The organism is Acuticoccus sp. (assembly GCF_965213555.1).
Lineage (GTDB): Bacteria > Pseudomonadota > Alphaproteobacteria > Rhizobiales > Amorphaceae > Acuticoccus.
In genome coordinates this window covers 2488114-2507600 of record NZ_OZ243890.1, presented here as the reverse complement: position 1 = coordinate 2507600, position 19487 = coordinate 2488114, and the positions used below count along the sequence as shown (strand labels likewise).

Sequence of the window (19487 nt, the reverse complement as noted above, 5' to 3'; positions counted from 1 at the left end):
ACTACGCCGTTCGCCCGATGAGGAGCCAGGTCAGGAGCGCGCTCGGCGCCAGGAGCGCGCCGAACGGCAGCTTGGTGGTTCGCCCCACGGGCCGGCCCGTCGCCGCCAGGGCGAGCGCGAGGAGGAGGCCGGTGACGCTCGCCGCGAGGAGGGCCAGCGCGAAGCCGAGCGCACCCAGCAGCAGGCCGAGCGCAGCGGCGAGCTTCACGTCGCCGAGCCCGAGGACGTCCTCGCCGCGCAGCCGATACCCCGCCTCGCGCACGAGCCACAACGCGCCACCCGATCCCGCGACGTCGATGGCGAGGACGAGGAGCAAGCTCGCGTCCACGGGCATGACGACGGCTCGAGCAAGGAGCGCAACGCAGGCGGTGAGGGCAACGGCGGTGTCCGGGATGGTCAGCGTCCGCAGGTCGTGCCACGCGATCAGCGAGAGCAGCGCCGCCACGGCCGCGACCACCAGGCCATGCGCCGGCAGCGAGCCGTCGGGCGTGGCCGCGACGAGCATCGCCGCGGCGCCGGCGATGCCGACCCCGGCGAGGCGGCCCGCCGTCGCGCGCAACGTGGTCACGGCTTCACCACGCCGATCGGCGCATCGCGGCCACCGATGATCGGCATCCTCATGCGCAGCTCCTCGGCCACCGACTGGGCGTCCTGTCCGGAGCGGATCACCACCGGCCTGATGAGCACCACGAGCTCGGTCCGCTCCGACCCGCGCCGGGTCTCGGAGAACAGCTTGCCCACTCCCGGCACGTCCTTCAACAGCGGGATGCCCTGATCGTCCAGCGTGCGACGGGCCGAAATCATCCCGGCGAGGAGCACGGTCTGGCCGCTCTGCACGGAGATCGCGCTCGTGACCCGACGGCGCGAGAACGTCGGCGTGAGGCTGTTCGGATCGCCGGTGACGGCGGAGATCTCCTGGGCGACGCGCATCGTCACCGCGTCGTTGTCGCCGATGCGCGGCGTCACCTCCAGGATGATGCCGGTGTCGCGGAACTCCACCTGGTTGACGATGGGCGCGTCGACGTCCTGCACGCTCTGCGCCTGGCGCACGGTGACGGGCACCGAGTCGCCCACCTGGAGCGTCGCCGTCTCGTTCTCCACGACGACGAGGGACGGTGAGGACAGGATCTCGACGTCCGTGATGGCGTCGAGGGCGGAGATGATCACGTCGGGGTCGCTGTTCGAGCCGACGACGAAGTTGAAGCCCGGGATCTGCTGCTGCAGCGTGTTGGCGACCTCGGTGAACAGGGACACCGAGCCGTTGTCGGCGTCGAGGCCGATGCTGCCCGACTTCACGAAGTACTGGACGCCGAACTCCAGCGCCTCGGTCAGGCGCACCTCGGCGATGGTCACGTTGATCGCGACCTGCACCGGCGTCGCGTCGAGCGTCTTCAAGGTGGCGAGGATCTGCGCGAAGGTCTCGCCGTCCGCGTAGACCACGACGGCGTTGTTGGCGACGTCGGCGCTGACGCGCACCGCGGCACCGTCGCCGCCGCGCGTGGTGAGGTCGATGGTGCCGGGCTCGGCGTCGCCGTTGGCCTCCGCGACCAGCAGGGCGGCGTCGGCGAACCGGTCCTCCGAGTCGGGGGCGGCAAAGCCTGCCACGTCGTCCCGCTCGTCGCCGCCGCCGGCGAGCGGGCGGCCGGCCTCCGGCGAGCGGGACGTCACAGCGTCGGCCTCGAACAGGCTGGCGACGATCCTGGCGAGCTCGGCGGCGTTGCGGTGCTTGGCACGGTAGACGAACACGTTGTCGCGCACCGCGCTGTTGGCGACGTCGAGCCGGCGCACCCAGGCGGCCGCCCGGCGGACGAGGGTGGGGTTCTTCGACAGCGCCATCACCGCCTTCAGCCGCTCGATGGCCTTGAACTCGATCGCTCCGGCGGCCTGCGCCTCGGCGCCGCCGGCGGAGAAGATCTCCTCCAGCTCGTCGACCACCTGCGCCGGCTCGCTGCGCCTCAGCTCGAAGATCGAGACCGTCTGGTCCTCCATCCAGTCGACGTCGAAGGACAGGATCGCCTCCACCGCCGCGCGCCGCGCCGCCGCCGAGCCGCGCACCACGACCGCGTCCTGGGCGAGGTTGACGCGCACGTCCTCGGACGGCACCACGAAGCCCTCGAGGATCGGCGATATGGCCTCGACGGAAACATGCCGGAGCGGCACCACCGAGATGCCGTAACCGGCCCGCACCCCCGCACCGTCGACGCGGGCGACCCGGGTGCCCGCCGGCGCGATCGTGTAGCCCTCGCCCGATGGCAGGAGCGCAAGACCCTCGCCCTCGAGGAGGTTCTCGAGGATCGCGAGGAGTTCGTCGCGCCGCACCGGCCGGACCGACGAGATCGTCACCGTGCGCGACAGGTCCACCCCGGTGGAGTAGTTGAGGCCCAGCGCGTCCGACAGGATGGAGCGCACGACCTGCGACAGCGGCGCCTCGTCGAAGTTGAGCCGGTAGGTCGCTGCGCCGGACGCGGCGTCAGTCGCCCCGTCGTCCGGGACCCCGGTCGCGCCGTCGGTCGTCCGCCGAGCTGGGCCGGCGGTCTCCTGGAACGTCTGCGACACGCCGACGCCACCGTCGATGGGCACGAGCCCGTCCGCCGTCTGCGGCGCGGTGGCGCGCGGCGAGCGGGCAGCAAGGTCGGAGAACACCGGCTCGTTCTGGAACGGACCGTTGATCGCGGCAGGGGTCCTCGCACAGGCGGCCGCGAGCGCAAGGGCCGCCACGAGCGCGAGGCGGACGAGGACCTGGATCATCGACGCTGGACTTGTCCTTGACCCACGACGTCTCCTTCGGCGGCGGTTGGCGACTCTCGGCGCTGAGGCGGACATGCGCCCGCGCGATCGCCGCGAGCCTATACCGTGTGCGCGAGTCAGCCGTTAACGCAAAGCCCCAAGACGTTGCTTTCACAAGCGTGCCGCCGGTATCTTGTGATACGGTCGTGACGTGCCGATGGACGTCGCCGGTGGCCGCACGCGGCCGGCAGCCGCTCGGCACGGTGAGCTCGCCCCATGCGTTGGATGCGGCGGGCGGACGTGGGAGTATCGGCGTGGGTGTGGAGTTGGCGGCTGGCCCGAGCGCGCTCGAGCGCGTCGAGCGCGTCGACGACCTCGAGGCAGCCTGGCGTGCGGAGGAGGCAAGCGGCGACGACCTGGCGGACGCCGCGGCCCGGCACCACGGGCTCCGGCGGCTCGGCTCGGCGGAGTTGGCCGCAGGGACACCGCGGTTCGGCGACCTGTCGCGGCGTTTCCTGCGCGAGGCGAACCTGTGCCCCCTGGAGCTCGGGGACGGCACGCACCTCCTCGCCGTCGCCGACCCAGGGCGACGCGACGCTATGGAGGCCGTCGCGCTGGCGCTGGGCCGCCCGCTGCCCCTCGCCGTCGCATCGTTCGAAGACCTCGCGCTCGTCTTCGAGCGCGGCGAGCCGGCCGCAGCGGCCCCCGCGGCGGAGCTCGCACCCGCCCTCGAGGACACGGTCGACACGCTGCAAGACCTTGCTCGTGGCGCACCCATCGTTCGCCTCATCGACGACCTCCTGGAGCGCGCCGTGGAGCTCGGCGCCACCGACGTCCACCTCGAGACCGAGCGCGATCAGCTCCGCGTGAGGCTGCGGGTGGATGGTCTGCTGCGGGCCGAGCCCGCCCTGCCCCGCCACCTCGCACCGGCGGTCGTCTCGCGCATCAAGATCCTCGCCGGGCTCGACATCGCCGAGCGGCGTTTGCCCCAGGATGGGCGGGCCAACGTGCGTGTCGGCGCGGTGGAGGCGCAGGTGCGCGTCGCCATCATGCCGACGATGCACGGCGAGACCGCGGTGCTGCGCGTCCTCGTCAAGGACCCGCGGCTCCTGGAGCTGTCTCGCATCGGCATGGAGGAGGCGGATCGCGATGCGGTGGGCGCCCTGCTCGCCGAGCCGCACGGGCTCGTCGTCGTCACCGGTCCCACAGGGAGCGGCAAGACGACCACGCTCGCCACCGCCCTCGGCCTCGTCAACGACCCCTCGCGCAAGATCGTCACCGTCGAGGACCCTGTGGAGTACGAGGTCGCCGGCGTCCACCAGACGCAGGTGCGCCCCGCCATCGGCATCACCTTCGCGAGCGCACTGCGCGCCTTCCTGCGTCACGACCCCGACATCATCATGGTCGGCGAGATGCGCGACGGCGAGACGGCCGCCATCGCCATCCAGGCGGCGCTCACCGGGCACCTGGTGCTGACGACGCTCCACACGAACAGCGCGGCGGACGCGGTCGTGCGCCTCGTCGACATGGGGGTCGAGCCGTACCTCATCGGCGCGACGCTGCGCGGCGTCGTCGGCCAGCGCCTCGTGCGCCGGCTGTGCCTGCGGTGCCGCGCCGAGCGGCCGGCGGACGACGTGGCCGCAGCCCTGCCGGCCGGCGCGGCGCGGCTGCCGCCGACCGCCCGGACCTTCGAGGCGAGGGGGTGCTCGGCGTGCGGCGGCACGGGCTATCGAGGTCGTGTGGGCATCTTCGAGGTGATGAAGGTCGATCCGGGACTGCGAGCACTGATCCGCGGCACGCCGGACACCGACGCCCTGCGCGCCGCCGCGAGGAACAACGGCATGCGCACGATGCTGGAGGACGGCCTCGGCAAGGTCGCCGCCGGGGTGACGACCATCGACGAAGTCCTGCGGACCGTCACATGACGGACACCGCGTCGGCGCAGCCCGGCGGAATGGCGCCCTCGAAACAGCTCGACGACGGTGGCAACCGTGGCGCCTTCGATCGCCTGCTCGACGCGTTCGCCGAGGTGCTCGACCCGCTGCTGCGGCGGACGGGCGCCGCCGCACGCCTCGTGGCGGTGGACGGCGACGACGGCCTCACGCTGTGGCGCGTCTCAGGCCGGACGGTGGATCGCCTCGGGCGGGTGGACGAACTGTCCGAGCCGGCCGAGCGGACCGTGAAGAGCTGGGGCGGCCGCTCGGTGGAGCTCCGGCTCGGCGAGGGCAAGGTGCTGCGGCGCACCGTGCGCCTGCCGGACGCGGCGCGCGACGTGTTCGCCGCCGTGCTGCACCATCGGCTCGACCGGATGACGCCGTGGCGTGGCGATCAGGTGCTGTTCGGCTACGAGGCGGCGGACGTCGCCGAACCGGATGGGCACGTGGCGGTCGACGTGGTGGCAACCTCGCGCGCCATCGCCGAGGCCGCGGCCCGCCCGCTGGCCGGGCTCGGCCTCACGCCGACCATCCTTGGCGTGGCGGGCGCCGACCTCGCCCAGCCCGTCGCCGTCGACCTCTACCGTGGCGCCGCCGACCCGAGCCGCCGCCGATCGCGCCGTCGCCTCAAGGTCGCGGTCGTTACGGTGCTCGTCCTCCTCGGCGCGGCGGCGGCGGGGTCCGCGTGGCTCGCGGCGCGCGCCGAAGTTGCCGGCGACGCGCTCGGCGACCGTGCTGCCGCGGTCCGTCGCGCCGTCGTCGAGCGCTCCGGGGCGCAGGGGGCCGCGGACCCCATCGCGACCCTCCTCGCCGCGAAGTTGCCGGACCGCTCCATCGCGCTGTTCGTTGACGGCCTTGCGACCGTGCTGCCGGACGACAGTCACCTGACGGCGCTGTCCGTCGATGAGGCCAGCGTGCGCCTCACCGGGATCTCCGACGACGCACCGTCGCTGATCGCGGTCCTCGAGGGAGCCGACGGGCTGACGGACGTGCGCTTCGCAGCTCCCGTGGTGCGCGACGGCGACGGCCGGGACGCCTTCGACATCCTTGCCACGCGCGCCCCCGCGGTGGGCGAGCCGTGACCCCCTCGTCCCAATCGAACACCGCGCTGCGCCTCGTGGCCGTCGCAGCGTTCGTCGCGCTCCCCCTCGTCCTCGCGGGGTTGATCGCGGGGAACCTCACCCGTGCCGCCGAGGGGCGCGCGAGCCTGGAGCGCCGTGCCGTCGAGGTCGCGGCCCTCGAGGCGAGGCTCGCACGAGCAGGACCGCAGGACGGCCCCCTGCGTGCCGACGGCGCGCTCCTGTCCGGAGCCTCGCGCGCGCTCGCGACGGCGGCGCTGCAGCAGCACCTCGTCGGCATCGCGGCGGACGCCGGCGCGCGCATCGTCGAGGTACAGGACGCGACGCCGGACGAAGCGGAGGACGGCGACCCCGACGGGTCGACGCCGGGTGTGATGGTGCGGCTGACGTTCGAGGCGACCAACGAGGCGCTGCTCACCGCGCTCCACCGCATGGAGGTCGGCACGCCGCTCGTCGTCGTCGGCGCGCTCGAGGTCCGCCCTACCGGGACGTCCGACGCCCGCTCGCAGGATGACCCGCTCCTGCGCGTCGAGGTGACGGTGCGCAGCGTGTGGGATCGGCGGGGCGCGTGAGGCGGCATGCCGTCATCAGCGCGGTCGCTCTCGCCGGTCAGTTGGCAACCGCGGCCCCGTCGGCCACGCAGGTCCAGGCCGACGCCGCGCCGGCGAACCCGATGGCGAGCGTGCCGTCGTCGGCGCTCGAGGCGTTCCGCGAGCGGCCGCTGTTCAGCCCGACGCGGCGACCGCCGCAACCCGCGCCTGAGCCCGAGCCGCAGCGCACGGCGCCGCCACCGGCACCACGGCCGAACCTTGAGCTCATCGGGGTGATCGAGATCGCCGGGCGGTCCATCGCCATCGTCAACAACCTCGGCGCGGGGACGACGATCTCGTTGGAGGCGGACGACTCGCATGCGGGCTGGCGGGTCGAGGCCATCGACCGCGCGAGCCTCACGCTAGCGCGGGAGGGCCGGACGGAGACGTTCGCGTTGTTCCAGCCTGGGCGCGAGCGCAACACCGCGGAGGCGCCAGAGGCCGCGCGCGTCACCGCCGGACGGGCGAGCCTCGCCGACGCCTCGAGCGACACGCTCCTCAAGATCCTGCGCGGCGAGATCACCATCGTCGACGAGTGATCGACCGCCGCGCCAGGGCCGAGGGACGGCGCCGAAGCGCCGCCGCCCCTCGGCTGACGATCAGTTGTCGTCGTCGTCGTCGTCGGCGTTGCCGCTGAAGGCGTCCAGCGCGCCGTTGATGCCCTGCGGGAAGAACCCGCCGCGCTTGCGCTTGCTGAGGTAGACGATGTCGAGCACCTGCCGCGGCGTACGGCCGTAGATCAGCGCGTTGTCGTCCGTCGGCACGATGTTGGAGCGGTTGCGCGTGCCGATGCCGCCGTCCCGGTTCGAAGGGCCATCGAGCGAGTCGCGCGCGTCGGAGATCCGGTTCGCCTCAACGAGGAGGCCAAGGCCGCGCATGGTCGTGCGCACCAGGCCCGCGTGGTAGGCCTCGGTGCCGAGGAGGCCCGCGGCCGCCGACAGGATCGCGGGATCCTCGATGAGCGGAGCGGCGCCCTTGTAGGCGGTCACGCCCACGTCCTCGAAGATGAACGCGGCGAGGAGGAAGTTCACCTCGTTGGTGAAGGGGTTGAAGTTGTTACCGAGCCCGGCCGCGCGGGACGCCTGGTTGAACGAGCGCTGCAGGTTGATCGCCGGACGGGCGATCGCCTGGTCGCCCGTGGCTGCGCGGAGGAACTTGACGTGCGCCTCCTCGTCCATGGCGATCTCCTCGGCATAGAGCCGGATGTCCTTCGTGTCGAAGGACACCTGGGCGCCGCCGGTGACCGGGCCGAGCTCACCCTCGCCGTCGATGTCGTCGTTGGACAGCCCACGACCGAACGCGGCGCGCAGGTAGAACTCCGCCTCAAGGTACTCGAGGTTCAGCGCGAAGTTGAGGATCGCGATGTCGTTGATCACGCCGTCCTGGGCACGGGCGGTGCGGACGGACCCGCCGATCCCGCCGGCCAGCGCCGTCGCGCCGACCGCGCCGACGCCGACGCTGCGCAGGAACGCACGGCGACCTGCGTCGAGGTCGATGGTGCGCGCGCCTTCGTTCTCCGTCACGATGACGGCGCGTTGCACGGGGGTGTCAGGTTCACTCATTGCGATCTCCAGTAAGTGCACACAGGGTCGAGCCACAACTCCAGGGCGTAGCGCGATCCTGCCGGCACCGGCAACCCCTGGGCAAGGCTCTTTATGACATACGTAACGAGTGCCCGTTTGGTTGCTGGCGGACGAAAACACATTCCCGATGCCCGACGCGAACGAAGCGCTGGAGGCAACTAGGGGTGAGCTGAAGCGTCCGAAGCCCCAGGGTTACTGCAGCTTGAGGGGTTCCGCCAGGCAGCTGTCGCCGTCGCCGAACGCGTGCAGACCAGCGTCGATGGTGCGACGGCAGCATGGGCAGTAGCGGCGTTGGACCAGGCGCTCCTGCGGGCGGTCCAACGCGCTGGCTGGGAGGAAGATGAGCTTGCCGTCGTCGTCGTAGCCGGTGCGCGGCAACGGTTCCATGTGGACCATGCGGCTGCCTCCCTCAACGTTGAAGCCCCTGCACCACGCCGCTACGGACCTTGCGAAGCGTGACGCCGACGGACCGTCCCACCTTCAGACACCGGAACCCTAAACCATCCTCACGGGCCGAGCCGTGAAACTATCGTTTATTGGCTAAGGACTTCGGACCGCAATGGGGCTCGCGCGTGGCGACATTGCGGCGAGCTCGGAAGTTCAATGTGCAGCGGCGAGTGCCGGCGATGGGCCCTCAGTCGAGCCGCATCATTGCTGGCGGATGCAGGGCACCTGCGCCTCCCCGCGCCGAAAGGGGCACGAAGGGGCTGCGGCCAGCGTCCTGCGCGAAGTAGGCAGCAAGGTCCGTCGCCGGGACACCTCCTTCGGCCGCGCCGGTCATGCGCTCGGCGAGCCAGCGGGCCACGAGCGGAGCGGCGACGCTCGTCCCTGCGAGGGCGACCCGGCTGCCGCTGCGGCTGCCGGCGGCAAGGGTGCCAGGGCGGAGGATCGACCGGTCCGCCACGGCGGCGACGTCCGGCGCGCGGTGGTGCGGCCCGGCGGTCGCTGAGTAGGGCGCCATGCGCGCTGCACACGGACCGTGCACGTAGCCACCCACCACGACGGCGCAGGCGGCCGTCGCCGTCGCCGTACCGCTCAGTGAGCCGGCACGACGCACGACCCCCGCAGGCGGCGCGTCAGGGTCGACGTCGACCAGGAAGCCGCGCCCGTCGGTCGACGCGTAGGCTCCGTCGCGAAAGGTCGACGGGCGGCCGTGCGGTGCATGTCCCAGCGGAGCGTCGTCCCGCTGGATCCAGGCCTCGATGCAGGCACCCGCGGGGAGCTCAGCAGACACCTCCACCCGCCATGGGCCACTGGGCGCGGGCGCGCGTGACGTCGCGTCCGGCTCGGTGGGCGCGAGGGCGAGCGTCACCCGCGGTCGCGCCTCGTCGTCGCGCCAGAAGGTGGGCCGATCGAGCGTCGCCCGCGCGATGATGCCCTGCCCGCCATCCCCCGGCCAGCGCCGCACGAGGACCTGCGGGCCGTCGGCGAGGGCGACCTTGGTGAGCGGGCCCCCAGGCGCAGCGATCCGCAGCGTCGGCACGGCACCCGCCGGCAGCCAGACCTCGAGGAAGCTCGACGTGCCGTCGCCCGGCGGCTGTACCCAGTCCACCGCAAGGCTGGTCCGCTGCCCCGGCCGGGCCTCCGCCGCCGCGCACCCTGCAGCGAGGTTGCGGTTGCCGCTCGGCACGACGATGCGCACCGGCCCGCCCGCCGGTTCGGCCTCGTGGTGCGACACGAGGTGGTCCATCGCCTCCTCGATGATGTGGCCGCCGTCGTGCGGGCCGCTGCCCGTGCCGAAGCTGAAGTTGACGACGAGCGGGACCGGCCGCCCCACCGCAGCAGCGATGAGCCGCGTGCGGTGCAGGACGTAGGACAGCGCAGCGACGAAGAACGGTCCCAACGTGTGCCCGGAGGTGTCCCGCGTGACGAGGGCGGGGAGCTGGACGGCGATGATGCGCGTGTTCGGCGAGGCCTCGCGCGGCCCGGCGCCGGCGGCAAGGTCGAGGATGTGGGTGCCGTGGGCGGCCCTGCGCGCGACGGCATCCGTGCCGGGCCGCGCGTAATCGAGGAGGCCGAGCCGCCGCAGCGCGTCCTCCTCGTCACAGGCCTCGCGCCGCGCGGCCTCAACCTCGCCGCGCACGAGCTCGCGGCCGTAGGCGACGCCGGAGCCGGCGCGGTGGACCCCGTCCTGGAGCCAGGCGAAGTCGACGCGCGAGCCGCCGTCCGCCGCAGCGAACCTCTCGTGCGCCACGTTGATCGCATCGTCGATCACGGCGACCACGACGAGTTCGTCCGGCGTGAGGCCGTCCGGGCGCTGCCATCCCGGCGCGGGGCCGGCCTCGCCGATGCTGCGCTCGCGCAGCGGTGCGGGGAAGACGAGCCGCTCCGCAAGCGCGTAGCCCGCCCCGAGCGACTTGCCCGACGGCTCGCCCCGCACGAGGCGCGTGTGACGCTCCCAGCCATCGCCGTGCGCCGCGGCCGAGACGGCGATGAGGTGGGAGAAGTCGCCCTCGGCCTCGCGACGCTCGCGTCGCTCGAGCGCGAAGTCCGCACCGTGGCCGAGCGCCCACTCGCACGCGGGGTCGAGCTCGTGCGCGCGCTCCGGCAACATGGTGTCCGCCTGCCATGCGCCGATCATGCGACCGCACCGCAGTTCCACTCGGCGCGGGCACGGTCCCACAGCCAGACGAGCGGTCGCGAGCGCGCCGCGGCGAGGTCCACCGCGGCGCCGTCGCGGGTGACGACGCCGTCCGCCGCCGGGTCGGGGGTGCCGCCGTCCTCGAGGTAGTCCGCCCAGCGGAAGTCGAGGCGGCCGACGCCTCTCCCGTCGAACAGGCGCGGCGTCACGCCCCCCGTCCCGGTGGCGCGGGCGACGACCACCTCGGTCAGCGCCCGGCCGAGCACTAGCCCCGCCACCGAATCGACCGGGAAGTGAACCCCCGCCACGGTCCGGTTCACCGCGATGCGCGCCGCCTGGCGCAGCAGCATGACGCGGGTCGCGCGATCGGCCTGCATGAGCTCGGCGAGGACGAGGGCGATGGCGAAGGCCTGCGCCGCGTGTCCGCTCGGCAGGGCGCTGTGCCCCGGCGTCGGGATCATCGGCTGCACCTGGATCGAGTAGGCGTTGGGCCGCACCGCCGCGATCTGGTGCTTCACCATCATCGCGACCTTGCCGACGAGGCTGCGCATTATGGACAGGATGTGCAGCGTCATGCGGTGCGCCTCGTCGTCGAGCGGCACGACGAGGCCGTAGAACGCGAGGGGCAGTTCGATCTGCGCGCCGATCTCCGCGGCCCGGTCCAACCGGAGGTCGGCGTACTCGAGCACGAGCTCGGTCTGGATGCGGAAGTCCTCGTCCGTCGGGCGCACGAAGGTCGCGATGGGCGTGCGGCAGACCTCGAACGTCGCCCCGCGCTGGGCCGGCTCGGCACCGGTTGTGGCGAACAGGGTCGCCGACGTCTCCGCCCGTCCGTCAGGACCCTCCGCGAAGCCAGCGCAGGCGAGCCCGCTCACGATGTCGGCCTCGATGACGAGCCCGCGCGTCTTGCCGGACCAGTGCGCCATGGCAGCGTCCGATCCGCCCCTGAGCGGCGCGGCGAGGACAGGGTCCTGCGCCGGACCGATCAGCCCGTCGCGGGTGGTCATCAACGCTGCGGTGAGCCCTGCAGAGCCGTCGCCGGATTGTCCCACCAGCCCCGTCAGGCCAGTCAGTCCCGTCAGCCCGGTCAATCCGGTCAGCCCGGTCAGTCCCGTCAAACCCGTCATTGCCAATCGCCCTTGTGCTTGGAGCTAATGCCGTCAGTGGAGGGGAACGCCGGTGCGCTGGAACACTTCGGCGAGCCTGCGGCCCACCTGGTACTGCGCGGCCGGATGGGTGGAGAGGTACTTCTCCACCGTAAAGCCCGGCTCGAGGCGCAAAAGCTCGTTCGCCGAGCGACGCGCCTCCTCGTGCCGCCCGAGCATCTCGAGCGCGTAGGTGCGGACCCGCAGGGTCGAGGTGTGGCGCCGGTTCGCGCGGAGTGACAGGTCGGCCAACTCGAGGGCCAGCTCGTACTCCTCGTTCGCGGCGTGCGAGCTCGCTGCGATGGAGTCGAACCAGTAGCGGTGCGGGTCGAGCGGGGAGAGCACGCGCGCGCGCTCGGTGTGGCGCACCGCCTCCTCCCCTTCGTCGCGGAAGGTGTGGAGCGCGCCCTTCATCAGCCAGGCGAGCGCGTTGTTCGGGTCGATGGCGAGCGCTTCGGTGTGCAGCGCGAACGCCTCGTCGAGCTCGCGCAGGTGATGGTGGACGAACCCTGCCACCGACAGGGAGAACGAGCACGACGGGTCAAGGTCGAGCGCGCGGGCGACGCAGCCCTTCCCGGTCGCCGCGTCCCGTTGCGGGTCGACGCTCCAGCCCTGGTGGATGGACAGGACGTACCACTTGGCAAGCCAGGCGTGCAGCATCGCCTCGCGAGGCGCGCGGTGCAGGACCTCCTCGAGGCACTCCCGGGCCTTGGCAAAGCTCGACAGCGCCATGCGGTGCATGAGCGCGATCGCCGCCATCAACAGGCGGTGGCTCGCGACGTCGGGCAGCGGCGTGACGCCCACCGGCGCCAGCGACTGCTTAAGGATCGCGCGCACCGTCGCGTCGGCCACCAGCTGGATGACCTCGTCGCGGCCGGCGAAGAACGATGGGATCGTGCCCGAGAAGTCGCGCGTCCACTCGAGCTCGCCGGACTCAAGGTCGACGAAGTCGACGTCGAGGCGGAAGGCCTCGCCGCACAGGCGGACCTGGCCGCTCACCACGTAGTCCGCCTCGAGGAAGGCGCGCACGTCACAGATGTCGGCCTGCCGCAGCCGCCGGTCGCGGCAGGACAGGTGGCTGATGACGCGCAGGTAGGGCGAGCGCGACAGCGAGCGCGTGACGTCCTGGGCGATGGCGTCGCCAAGGTGACGGCCCATGCCCTCCTCGTCGAGCCCGGCGAACGGGATGACGGCGATGATCGGCGCCACCCGTAGCGCCGGCACGGCGGGGACCGGCGCCCCGGCGGACGCCGTCGCTCGGACGCCGTTGCCGTGCGGGGCCGGTGGCGACCGCCGCGCCCCGTCGACCCATGCCCTGAAGCCGGGCTCTGGGATCTCGAGGCCCTCCAGGAACGTCCCGTCGAAGGGCGCACCGACGAGGTCGACCCGGTCGAGCCTGAGCCCGACCGTCTCGTTCGTGGTCACGAACAGCGTGTCGAAGTCCTCGCCGAGGAGGCGACGCAGCGCGGACAGCGTCTGGCGCAGGCTCGCGCGTCCGTGCGTCGTGCCGGACAGTCCCCACAAGGTGTCCTGCACGAAGGCGCGGGTGCGTCGTCCGTCCGGCGCGGTGGCGCACAGGGCGAGCAGCGCCTTTGCCTTCGTGCTGCGAAGGTCGAGCTCGCAGTCGGCACCGACCCACGCGGCGAAGGGGCCGAACATCCTGATTCGTAGGGACTTGCGCGCCTCCATTCCGCGATCGCTCCGTTTCTCGTCGAAGTTTCTGGCAATGTCCGGCATGAACATACCTTAAACTCGTCGCCGGAAAATCGGGTTCACGCTTTTTTTGCGGCGTTTAAACGGCGGGCACCTGCGGTTCTTCCGTAACCTCTTGAGCAACTTCGCAGTGCAAGAGGAGCGCGATGCGGATCGAGCGGATGTTCTTTGCCCCGGACACTTCCGGCGGAGGCGGCGACGACGGACGGCGCGGCCTGCCGAGGCCCGATGCCAGCGCAAGGGAGCTGCGTGACCTCGCCGACTTCTCCGTGCACTGGGTCGATCTGAGGGCGCGCCTCGGGCCGCTCCTTGCGGACGGGCGCCTCGACGAGGAGGACACCGCGATCGTGAGCTGGCTCGTCCTCCTCGCCGATAAGGTCTGCCCGTTCCGGTCGGACGCCGACCCCTAGGGTCTTAGCGCTCGATGCCGGCCGCCTCGGCGCGAGCGAGCTCGCGCAGGCGCGCGCGCACGATCTTCCCCGTGGTGGTGAGCGGCATCTCGTCGAGGAAGCGGACCACCCGCGGGTACTCGTGCGCGGCGAGGCGCGACTTCACGTGCGCGGCGATGTCGGCGGCCAGCGCGTCGGACGGCGCGTGGCCCTCGGCAAGGGTGACGTAGGCGGCGACGACGGCGCCACGCAGCTCGTCCGGGTAGGCGACGACGCCGGCGAGCGCCACGGAAGGATGGTCGAGGAGGCAGTTCTCCACCTCCGCGGGGCCGATGCGGTAGCCCGCCGAGCCGATCACGTCGTCGTCCCGTCCGACGAACGCGAAGCGGCCGTCAGCGCGCACGCCGCGGTCGCCGGTGATGAGCCAGCGACCGTCGGCCCCGTCGACGAACTTCTGCGCGGTCGCCTCTGGGTTGTTCCAGTAGCCGAGGAACATGACGGGGTCCGGCGCGCGCACCGCGATCGCCCCCTCGACGCCGTCCGCGACGCGCTCCCCGCGCTCGTCGAGGACGTCGACCTCGTGGCCGGGCACCGCGCGGCCCATGGCGCCCGGCGTCGGCCGCTCCAGGGAGGCGCACGAGGAGACGACCATGTTGCACTCGGTCTGGCCGTAGAACTCGTTGATCGTGGCGCCCAGCACGCGCTGCCCCCACGCGATGAGGTCGGGGGCCAGCGCCTCGCCGCCGCTCGCCACCGAGCGCAGGCGGAGCCCGTAGCGTTCGGCGTCCGGCACACGGCGCATCATCTTGAGCGCGGTGGGCGGCAGGAACGCGTTGCGCACGCCTTCTGCCTGCATCAGCGCGAGCGCCGCCTCGCCGGTGAACTTGTCGAAGCGGCGCGCGACCACGGGCAGCCCGTGGTGCAGCGCCGGCATCAGGACGTCGAGGAGGCCGCCGATCCAGGCCCAGTCCGCGGGCGTCCAGAACCTGTCGCCCTCCTGGGGCAGGAAGTCGTGGCTCATCTCGACGCCGGGCAGGTGGCCGAGGAGCACCCGGTGGGCGTGCAGCGCTCCCTTCGGATCGCCCGTCGTGCCGGAGGTGTAGAGCAGGATCGCGGGATCCTCCGAGCCCGTGTCGAGGGGGTCGAACCGATCGCCCTGCGATGCCATCGCCTCGCCGAGGTCCTCGACGCCGTCCGCGGCGCCGTCGACGCTGAGGACGACGGCGAGCTCGGGCAGCACTGGGCGCAACCGCGCCAGCGTGCGCACGCCGGCCGAGTCGGTGACGACGGCGCGGGCGCCGGAGTCGGCGAGGCGATGGCGCAGCGCATCCTCACCGAACAAGGTGAAGAGGGGGATCGACACCGCGCCGAGCTTGAAGGCGGCGATGTGGGCGAGCGCGGTCTCCACGCGCTGGGGCAGGAGCACGCCGATCCGGTCGCCGACGGGGCCGTGGCAGCCGACGCCGCGGGCGGCGAGCGCGCCCGCCAGGCGGTTCGACCGCGCCTTGAGCTCGGCGAAGGTGGTGATGGTCGTCCCCGACGAGGCGTCGACGATCGCCGGCCGGTCGGGCGCCGCATCCGCCCAGCGGTCGCACACGTCGACGCCGATGTTGTATCGCTCCGGGATCGCCCAGGCGAAGCGCCGGCGGACCTCGTCGAGAGTCGCGCCGCGCGGCAGCACGTTAAGCCGCCGGCTCCAGCGCCACGATGACGGCGCCGTCCTCGACCTGGTCGCCGGCGGCAACGGACACGCCCGCGACCGTCCCGTCCCGCGGGGCGCGCAGCGTGTGCTCCATCTTCATCGCCTCGAGGACGGCGAGCGCCTGGCCCTTCGTGACGGCCTCGCCCGGCGCGACACGCACGTCGCGCACGAGGCCCGGCATCGGCGCCGCGACGACGTCGCCAGCCGCGGCCTCGGCGGCGCGCTCGGATGCACTGTAATGCACGAAGCGGTGGACCTCGCCGTCCCAGAACATCGTCACCGCTCCCGGCTCGCGCGCCACGAACGCGGTGCGGACGCGGCCGTCCGCGAGAACGCGTACCTCCTCGTCGGTGCCGCCCACCACGGCAAGTTCGGTGTCCCCGGTGGGGCCGGCGACCTTAAAGCGCCGGCCACCGAGGTCGGTGACGAGGAGGTCGATGCTCCCGTCCGCTCCCTCGAAGCGCGCCGACTGGCGGGCGTGCCCCCATGTGCGGAAGCCCGCCAGCGCGTCGAACGGTCCGCCCGCGCAAGATCCGAGGCGGCTAAGCTGCGCCAGCGCCGCCACCGCCATCGCCCCCGGGGATGCCTCCGCCGGACGCGTCAGCGCCTCCTGGTCGCGCGCGATGAGCCCGGTGTCGACCTCGCCGGCGGCGAAGCCCTCGTGCTCGGCGAGGCGGCGCAGGAAGGCGGCGTTGGTCGCGCATCCTGCGATGCGCGTCGCGGCAAGCGCGCCGGCGAGCCTCGCCAAGGCGGACGCCCGGTCGGGCCCATGCACGATGAGCTTGGCGATCATCGGGTCGTAGTGCGGCGTGATGCGGTCCCCCTCCACGACGCCGGTGTCGACCCGCACGCCCTCCCCCTTCGGCAACCGCAGCGTGGTGAGCCGCCCCGTGGCGGGCAGGAAGCCGCGCGCCGGATCCTCCGCGTAGAGCCGCGCCTCGAACGCATGCCCGGTGAGGACGAGGTCGTCCTGGGCGAAGGGGAGCGGCGCCCCGTCCGCCACATCGAGCTGGAGCGCGACGAGGTCGAGCCCGGTGACCATCTCGGTGACCGGGTGCTCGACCTGGAGGCGGGTGTTCATCTCCATGAAGTAAAACTTGTCCGGCGACAGCCCTTCGGAGGCGTCGACGATGAACTCCACGGTCCCCGCGCCGACGTAGCCGATCGCCTTGGCCGCACGCACCGCCGCCTCGCCCATCGCGCCGCGCATCGCCTCGGTCATGCCGGGCGCAGGCGCCTCCTCGATCACCTTCTGGTGGCGTCGCTGGAGCGAGCAGTCGCGCTCGAAGAGGTGGACGACGTTGCCGTGGCGGTCGCCGAACACCTGGATCTCGATGTGGCGCGGCGTCGCGACGTACCTCTCCACGAGGCAGCGCGGGTCGCCGAACGCCGCCTCCCCCTCGCGCTGCGCGGCGGCGAGGGCCTCCGCGAAGTCGGCCGGATCGTCGACGCGGCGCATGCCCTTGCCGCCGCCGCCCGCCCGCGCCTTGATGAGCACGGGATAGCCGATCCGCTCGGCCTCCACCGCGAGCGTCGCGCCGTCCTGCGCGTCGCCGTGGTAGCCGGGGACGACGGCGACACCCGCCTCCTCCATCAGCGCCTTGGCGGCGTCCTTCAGCCCCATGGCGCGGATCGCCGAGGCCGGGGGGCCGACGAACGTGAGCCCCGCCCCCTCGACCGCCTCCACGAAGTCCGGGTTCTCCGACAGGAAGCCGTAGCCCGGGTGGATGGCGTCGGCCCCGGTCGCCAACGCCGCCTCGAGGATGCGCTCGCCCCGCAAGTAGCTGTCCGCGGGCGCCGCGCCACCGATGGGCACCGCCTCGTCGGCCATGGCGACGTGCTGCGCCGCCGCGTCCGCCGCCGAGTAGACCGCGACGGTCGCAAGGCCGCGGGCGCGCGCGGTGCGGATGATGCGGCAGGCGATCTCGCCACGGTTGGCGATGAGCAGCGTCTTCATCACATCCGGAACACGCCGAACCGCGTGTCCTCGATGGGCGCGTTGAGCGTGGCGGCGAGGGACAGGCCGAGGACGTCGCGCGAGGCCGCGGGGTCGACGATGCCGTCGTCCCACAGCCGCGCGGAGGCGTAGAGCGGGTGGCTCTGGCGCTCGAACATGTCGACGGTCGGCGCCTTGAACTCCGCCTCCTCCTCGTCCGACCAGGTGCCGCCGCGCCGCTCGATCCCCTCCCGGCGCACGATGGCGAGCACCCGCGCGGCCTGCTCTCCGCCCATCACCGCGATGCGCGAGTTCGGCCACGCCCACAGGAAGCGCGGCTGGTAGGCGCGGCCGGCCATGCCGTAGTTGCCGGCGCCGTAGGAGCTGCCGATGAGGAGCGTCACCTTCGGCACGGCGGTGGTGGAGACGGCGGTGACGAGCTTGGCGCCGTGCTTGGCAATGCCCCCCGCCTCGTAGGCGCGGCCGACCATGAAGCCGGTGATGTTCTGCAGGAACACCAAAGGCACCCTCTGCTGCGAGCACAGCTCCACGAAGTGCGCGCCCTTCATGGCGCTTTCCGCGAACAGCACGCCGTTGTTGGCGAGGATGCCGACGGGGATGCCCCAGATGTGGGCGAACCCGGTGACGAGGGTCTCGCCGTAGCGCGGCTTGAACTCGTCGAAGCGCGAGCCGTCGACGATGCGGGCGATCACCTCGCGCACGTCGTAGGGCACGCGCGGGTCGGCGGGCACGACGCCGGCGAGCTCGGCCGGGTCGTAGGCCGGCGGCTCTGGCGTCCGCCGCGCGACCGACGGGGCTGCCGGAGGCGCGCGGGTCTCTACGGCCCGGCGGGCGAGCTCCAGCGCGTGCAGGTCGTCGGCGGCGAGGTGGTCGGCGACGCCCGACAGGCGGGTGTGGACGTCGCCCCCACCAAGGTCCTCGGCTGAGACGACCTCGCCCGTCGCCGCGCGCACGAGGGGCGGGCCGGCGAGGAAGATGGTGCCTTGCTTCGCGACGATGATCGCCTCGTCGCTCATCGCCGGCACGTAGGCCCCACCCGCCGTGCACGAGCCCATGACGACGGCGATCTGCGCGATCCCCTCGGCCGACATGTTGGCCTGGTTGTAGAAGATGCGCCCGAAATGCTCGCGGTCGGGGAACACCTCGTCCTGGTTCGGCAGGTTCGCACCGCCCGAATCCACGAGGTAGACGCACGGCAGGCGGTTCTCCCGGGCGATCTCCTGGGCCCTCAGATGCTTTTTGACGGTCACCGGGTAGTACGTGCCGCCCTTCACGGTGGCGTCGTTGGCGAACACCATCACCTCGCGGCCGGCAACGCGGCCAACGCCGGCGATGGCGCCGGCGGCGGGCACCTCGCCGCCGTACATGCCGTGCGCGGCGAACAGTCCGACCTCGAGGAACGGGGAGCCAGGATCGAGGAGCCCCTCGACGCGGTCGCGCGGCAACAGCTTGCCCCGCGACAGGTGCCGCTCGCGCGCCGCCTCGCCGCCCCCGGCGAGCGCCCGCTCCGCCGCCTCGCGCACCACCGCGCCCTGCGACGCCATCGCAGCCGCGTTGGCCGCGAACGCCTCCGAGCGGGTGGAGATGGCGGAGGTCAGGACGGCCATGGGGTCTCCCGGACGAGGGCGTTGAGCGCGAACCCCGCGCCGACGAGGAAGGCGACGAGCGCGGCGAAGGCGAGGGGGTGCGGTGCAACGTCGAGCGCGCGCGGGGCGGGTCGGTTGGCGGACTTGGACGCCCAGGACAAGTGGAGGAGCCAGCCCGTCAGTGCGGCAAGGATCAGTCCTGTCGTGAACCCAGCGAAGGCCGGCGCCACCGCGGCACGCGAGATGGGTCGCACCGCCGCAAGCGCGGGCAGGAGGATGAGGCCGGCGCCGTTGAGCGCCAGCAGCGCCCGGTTCAGCATGAGCGCCATGGCGAACGCCTTCCCTTCGGCGCTGCCCTCCCCTGCCGAGGCGCCCGGCTCGCTCATGGCCACCTTCCCGTCACGACGCCGAATCCGGCTGTGGGATCGAAGCCGGCCCGGCGGGAACGACATCGAAGTCGTCCGACGCTGCGAACCAAGCGGGATCGGCAGTTTCGTCTAT

The 19487-nt window shown here is 72.6% G+C and carries 16 protein-coding genes; 5 read left to right on the top strand and 11 right to left on the bottom strand.

The window, feature by feature from the left end; all coding sequences use genetic code 11:
- Window position 1: 1 nt before the first annotated feature.
- Window positions 2-568 (bottom strand): prepilin peptidase, encoded by a 567-nt coding sequence (locus tag ACOOE8_RS11855; protein WP_420391668.1) that lies wholly within the window; start codon window positions 566-568, stop codon window positions 2-4.
- Entirely contained in the window at window positions 565-2748 is a 2184-nt protein-coding gene (gspD, locus tag ACOOE8_RS11850) for a type II secretion system secretin GspD (RefSeq protein ID WP_420391667.1), read from the bottom strand. The genes ACOOE8_RS11855 and gspD overlap by 4 nt, the downstream gene beginning before the upstream one ends.
- A 293-nt stretch (window positions 2749-3041) precedes the next feature.
- Here gspD and ACOOE8_RS11845 point away from each other — a divergent pair, with 293 nt between their 5' ends.
- Genes ACOOE8_RS11845 through ACOOE8_RS11830 form a run of 4 tightly spaced genes read left to right on the top strand, consistent with a single transcriptional unit; the run spans window position 3042 to window position 6869 of the window.
- The gene (locus ACOOE8_RS11845) at window positions 3042-4652 is read left to right on the top strand and encodes a GspE/PulE family protein (RefSeq protein WP_420391666.1); all 1611 of its coding nucleotides are present in this window, start codon (window positions 3042-3044) and stop codon (window positions 4650-4652) included.
- A complete protein-coding gene (locus ACOOE8_RS11840) occupies window positions 4649-5743 on the top strand; it encodes a PilN domain-containing protein (protein ID WP_420391665.1) in 1095 nt (364 codons plus the stop codon). Before ACOOE8_RS11845 ends, ACOOE8_RS11840 begins: the two co-directional genes overlap by 4 nt.
- Window positions 5740-6312 carry a type II secretion system protein GspM gene (gspM, locus tag ACOOE8_RS11835; RefSeq protein WP_420391664.1) on the top strand — a complete coding sequence of 191 codons (573 nt, stop codon included), beginning with the start codon at window positions 5740-5742 and terminating at the stop codon, window positions 6310-6312. The genes ACOOE8_RS11840 and gspM overlap by 4 nt, the downstream gene beginning before the upstream one ends.
- Window positions 6309-6869, top strand: a complete 561-nt coding sequence (locus tag ACOOE8_RS11830; RefSeq protein ID WP_420391663.1) for a hypothetical protein — start codon at window positions 6309-6311, stop codon at window positions 6867-6869. The genes gspM and ACOOE8_RS11830 overlap by 4 nt, the downstream gene beginning before the upstream one ends.
- A 60-nt stretch (window positions 6870-6929) precedes the next feature.
- Here the strand turns inward: ACOOE8_RS11830 and ACOOE8_RS11825 are convergent, their stop codons facing one another.
- The 5 genes from ACOOE8_RS11825 to ACOOE8_RS11805 form a co-directional block, all read right to left on the bottom strand.
- On the bottom strand, window positions 6930-7892 hold the full coding sequence (locus ACOOE8_RS11825; protein ID WP_420391662.1) for a ferritin-like domain-containing protein: 963 nt from the start codon (window positions 7890-7892) through the stop codon (window positions 6930-6932).
- Between the two features lie 213 nt (window positions 7893-8105).
- Window positions 8106-8309 (bottom strand): hypothetical protein, encoded by a 204-nt coding sequence (locus ACOOE8_RS11820; RefSeq protein WP_420391661.1) that lies wholly within the window; start codon window positions 8307-8309, stop codon window positions 8106-8108.
- 238 nt (window positions 8310-8547) lie between these two features.
- Complete coding sequence (locus ACOOE8_RS11815; protein ID WP_420391660.1) at window positions 8548-10494, bottom strand: S8 family serine peptidase; 1947 nt, start codon at window positions 10492-10494, stop codon at window positions 8548-8550.
- Complete coding sequence (locus ACOOE8_RS11810) at window positions 10491-11612, bottom strand: phosphatase PAP2 family protein (RefSeq protein WP_420391659.1); 1122 nt, start codon at window positions 11610-11612, stop codon at window positions 10491-10493. Before ACOOE8_RS11810 ends, ACOOE8_RS11815 begins: the two co-directional genes overlap by 4 nt.
- Before the next feature lie 42 nt (window positions 11613-11654).
- Complete coding sequence (locus tag ACOOE8_RS11805; RefSeq protein WP_420391658.1) at window positions 11655-13328, bottom strand: hypothetical protein; 1674 nt, start codon at window positions 13326-13328, stop codon at window positions 11655-11657.
- 170 nt (window positions 13329-13498) lie between these two features.
- Here ACOOE8_RS11805 and ACOOE8_RS11800 point away from each other — a divergent pair, with 170 nt between their 5' ends.
- Window positions 13499-13762: a hypothetical protein gene (locus ACOOE8_RS11800; protein WP_420391657.1), complete on the top strand. Its 264-nt coding sequence runs from the start codon at window positions 13499-13501 to the stop codon at window positions 13760-13762.
- A 4-nt stretch (window positions 13763-13766) separates the two neighbouring features.
- Here the strand turns inward: ACOOE8_RS11800 and ACOOE8_RS11795 are convergent, their stop codons facing one another.
- From ACOOE8_RS11795 to ACOOE8_RS11780, 4 genes are read right to left on the bottom strand one after another with little or no spacing between them, the layout of a single operon-like run.
- Window positions 13767-15422 (bottom strand): AMP-binding protein, encoded by a 1656-nt coding sequence (locus tag ACOOE8_RS11795; protein WP_420391656.1) that lies wholly within the window; start codon window positions 15420-15422, stop codon window positions 13767-13769.
- A 1-nt stretch (window position 15423) separates the two neighbouring features.
- On the bottom strand, window positions 15424-17400 hold the full coding sequence (locus ACOOE8_RS11790; RefSeq protein WP_420391655.1) for an acetyl/propionyl/methylcrotonyl-CoA carboxylase subunit alpha: 1977 nt from the start codon (window positions 17398-17400) through the stop codon (window positions 15424-15426).
- A complete protein-coding gene (locus ACOOE8_RS11785; RefSeq protein WP_420391654.1) occupies window positions 17400-19007 on the bottom strand; it encodes a carboxyl transferase domain-containing protein in 1608 nt (535 codons plus the stop codon). The genes ACOOE8_RS11790 and ACOOE8_RS11785 overlap by 1 nt, the downstream gene beginning before the upstream one ends.
- Window positions 18995-19372, bottom strand: a complete 378-nt coding sequence (locus tag ACOOE8_RS11780) for a hypothetical protein (protein ID WP_420391653.1) — start codon at window positions 19370-19372, stop codon at window positions 18995-18997. The genes ACOOE8_RS11785 and ACOOE8_RS11780 overlap by 13 nt, the downstream gene beginning before the upstream one ends.
- Window positions 19373-19487: the final 115 nt, after the last annotated feature.

Bases quoted from the DNA above. Each gene is read 5' to 3' on its own strand.
- ACOOE8_RS11780 (WP_420391653.1), bottom strand. From the start codon at position 19,372: ATGAGCGAGCCGGGCGCCTCGGCAGGGGAGGGCAGCGCCGAAGGGAAG.
- ACOOE8_RS11790 (WP_420391655.1), bottom strand. From the start codon at position 17,400: ATGAAGACGCTGCTCATCGCCAACCGTGGCGAGATCGCCTGCCGCATC.
- ACOOE8_RS11785 (WP_420391654.1), bottom strand. From the start codon at position 19,007: ATGGCCGTCCTGACCTCCGCCATCTCCACCCGCTCGGAGGCGTTCGCG.
- ACOOE8_RS11820 (WP_420391661.1), bottom strand. From the start codon at position 8,309: ATGGTCCACATGGAACCGTTGCCGCGCACCGGCTACGACGACGACGGC.
- gspD (WP_420391667.1), bottom strand. From the start codon at position 2,748: ATGATCCAGGTCCTCGTCCGCCTCGCGCTCGTGGCGGCCCTTGCGCTC.
- ACOOE8_RS11825 (WP_420391662.1), bottom strand. From the start codon at position 7,892: ATGAGTGAACCTGACACCCCCGTGCAACGCGCCGTCATCGTGACGGAG.
- ACOOE8_RS11840 (WP_420391665.1), top strand. From the start codon at position 4,649: ATGACGGACACCGCGTCGGCGCAGCCCGGCGGAATGGCGCCCTCGAAA.
- ACOOE8_RS11815 (WP_420391660.1), bottom strand. From the start codon at position 10,494: ATGATCGGCGCATGGCAGGCGGACACCATGTTGCCGGAGCGCGCGCAC.
- ACOOE8_RS11800 (WP_420391657.1), top strand. From the start codon at position 13,499: ATGCGGATCGAGCGGATGTTCTTTGCCCCGGACACTTCCGGCGGAGGC.
- ACOOE8_RS11805 (WP_420391658.1), bottom strand. From the start codon at position 13,328: ATGGAGGCGCGCAAGTCCCTACGAATCAGGATGTTCGGCCCCTTCGCC.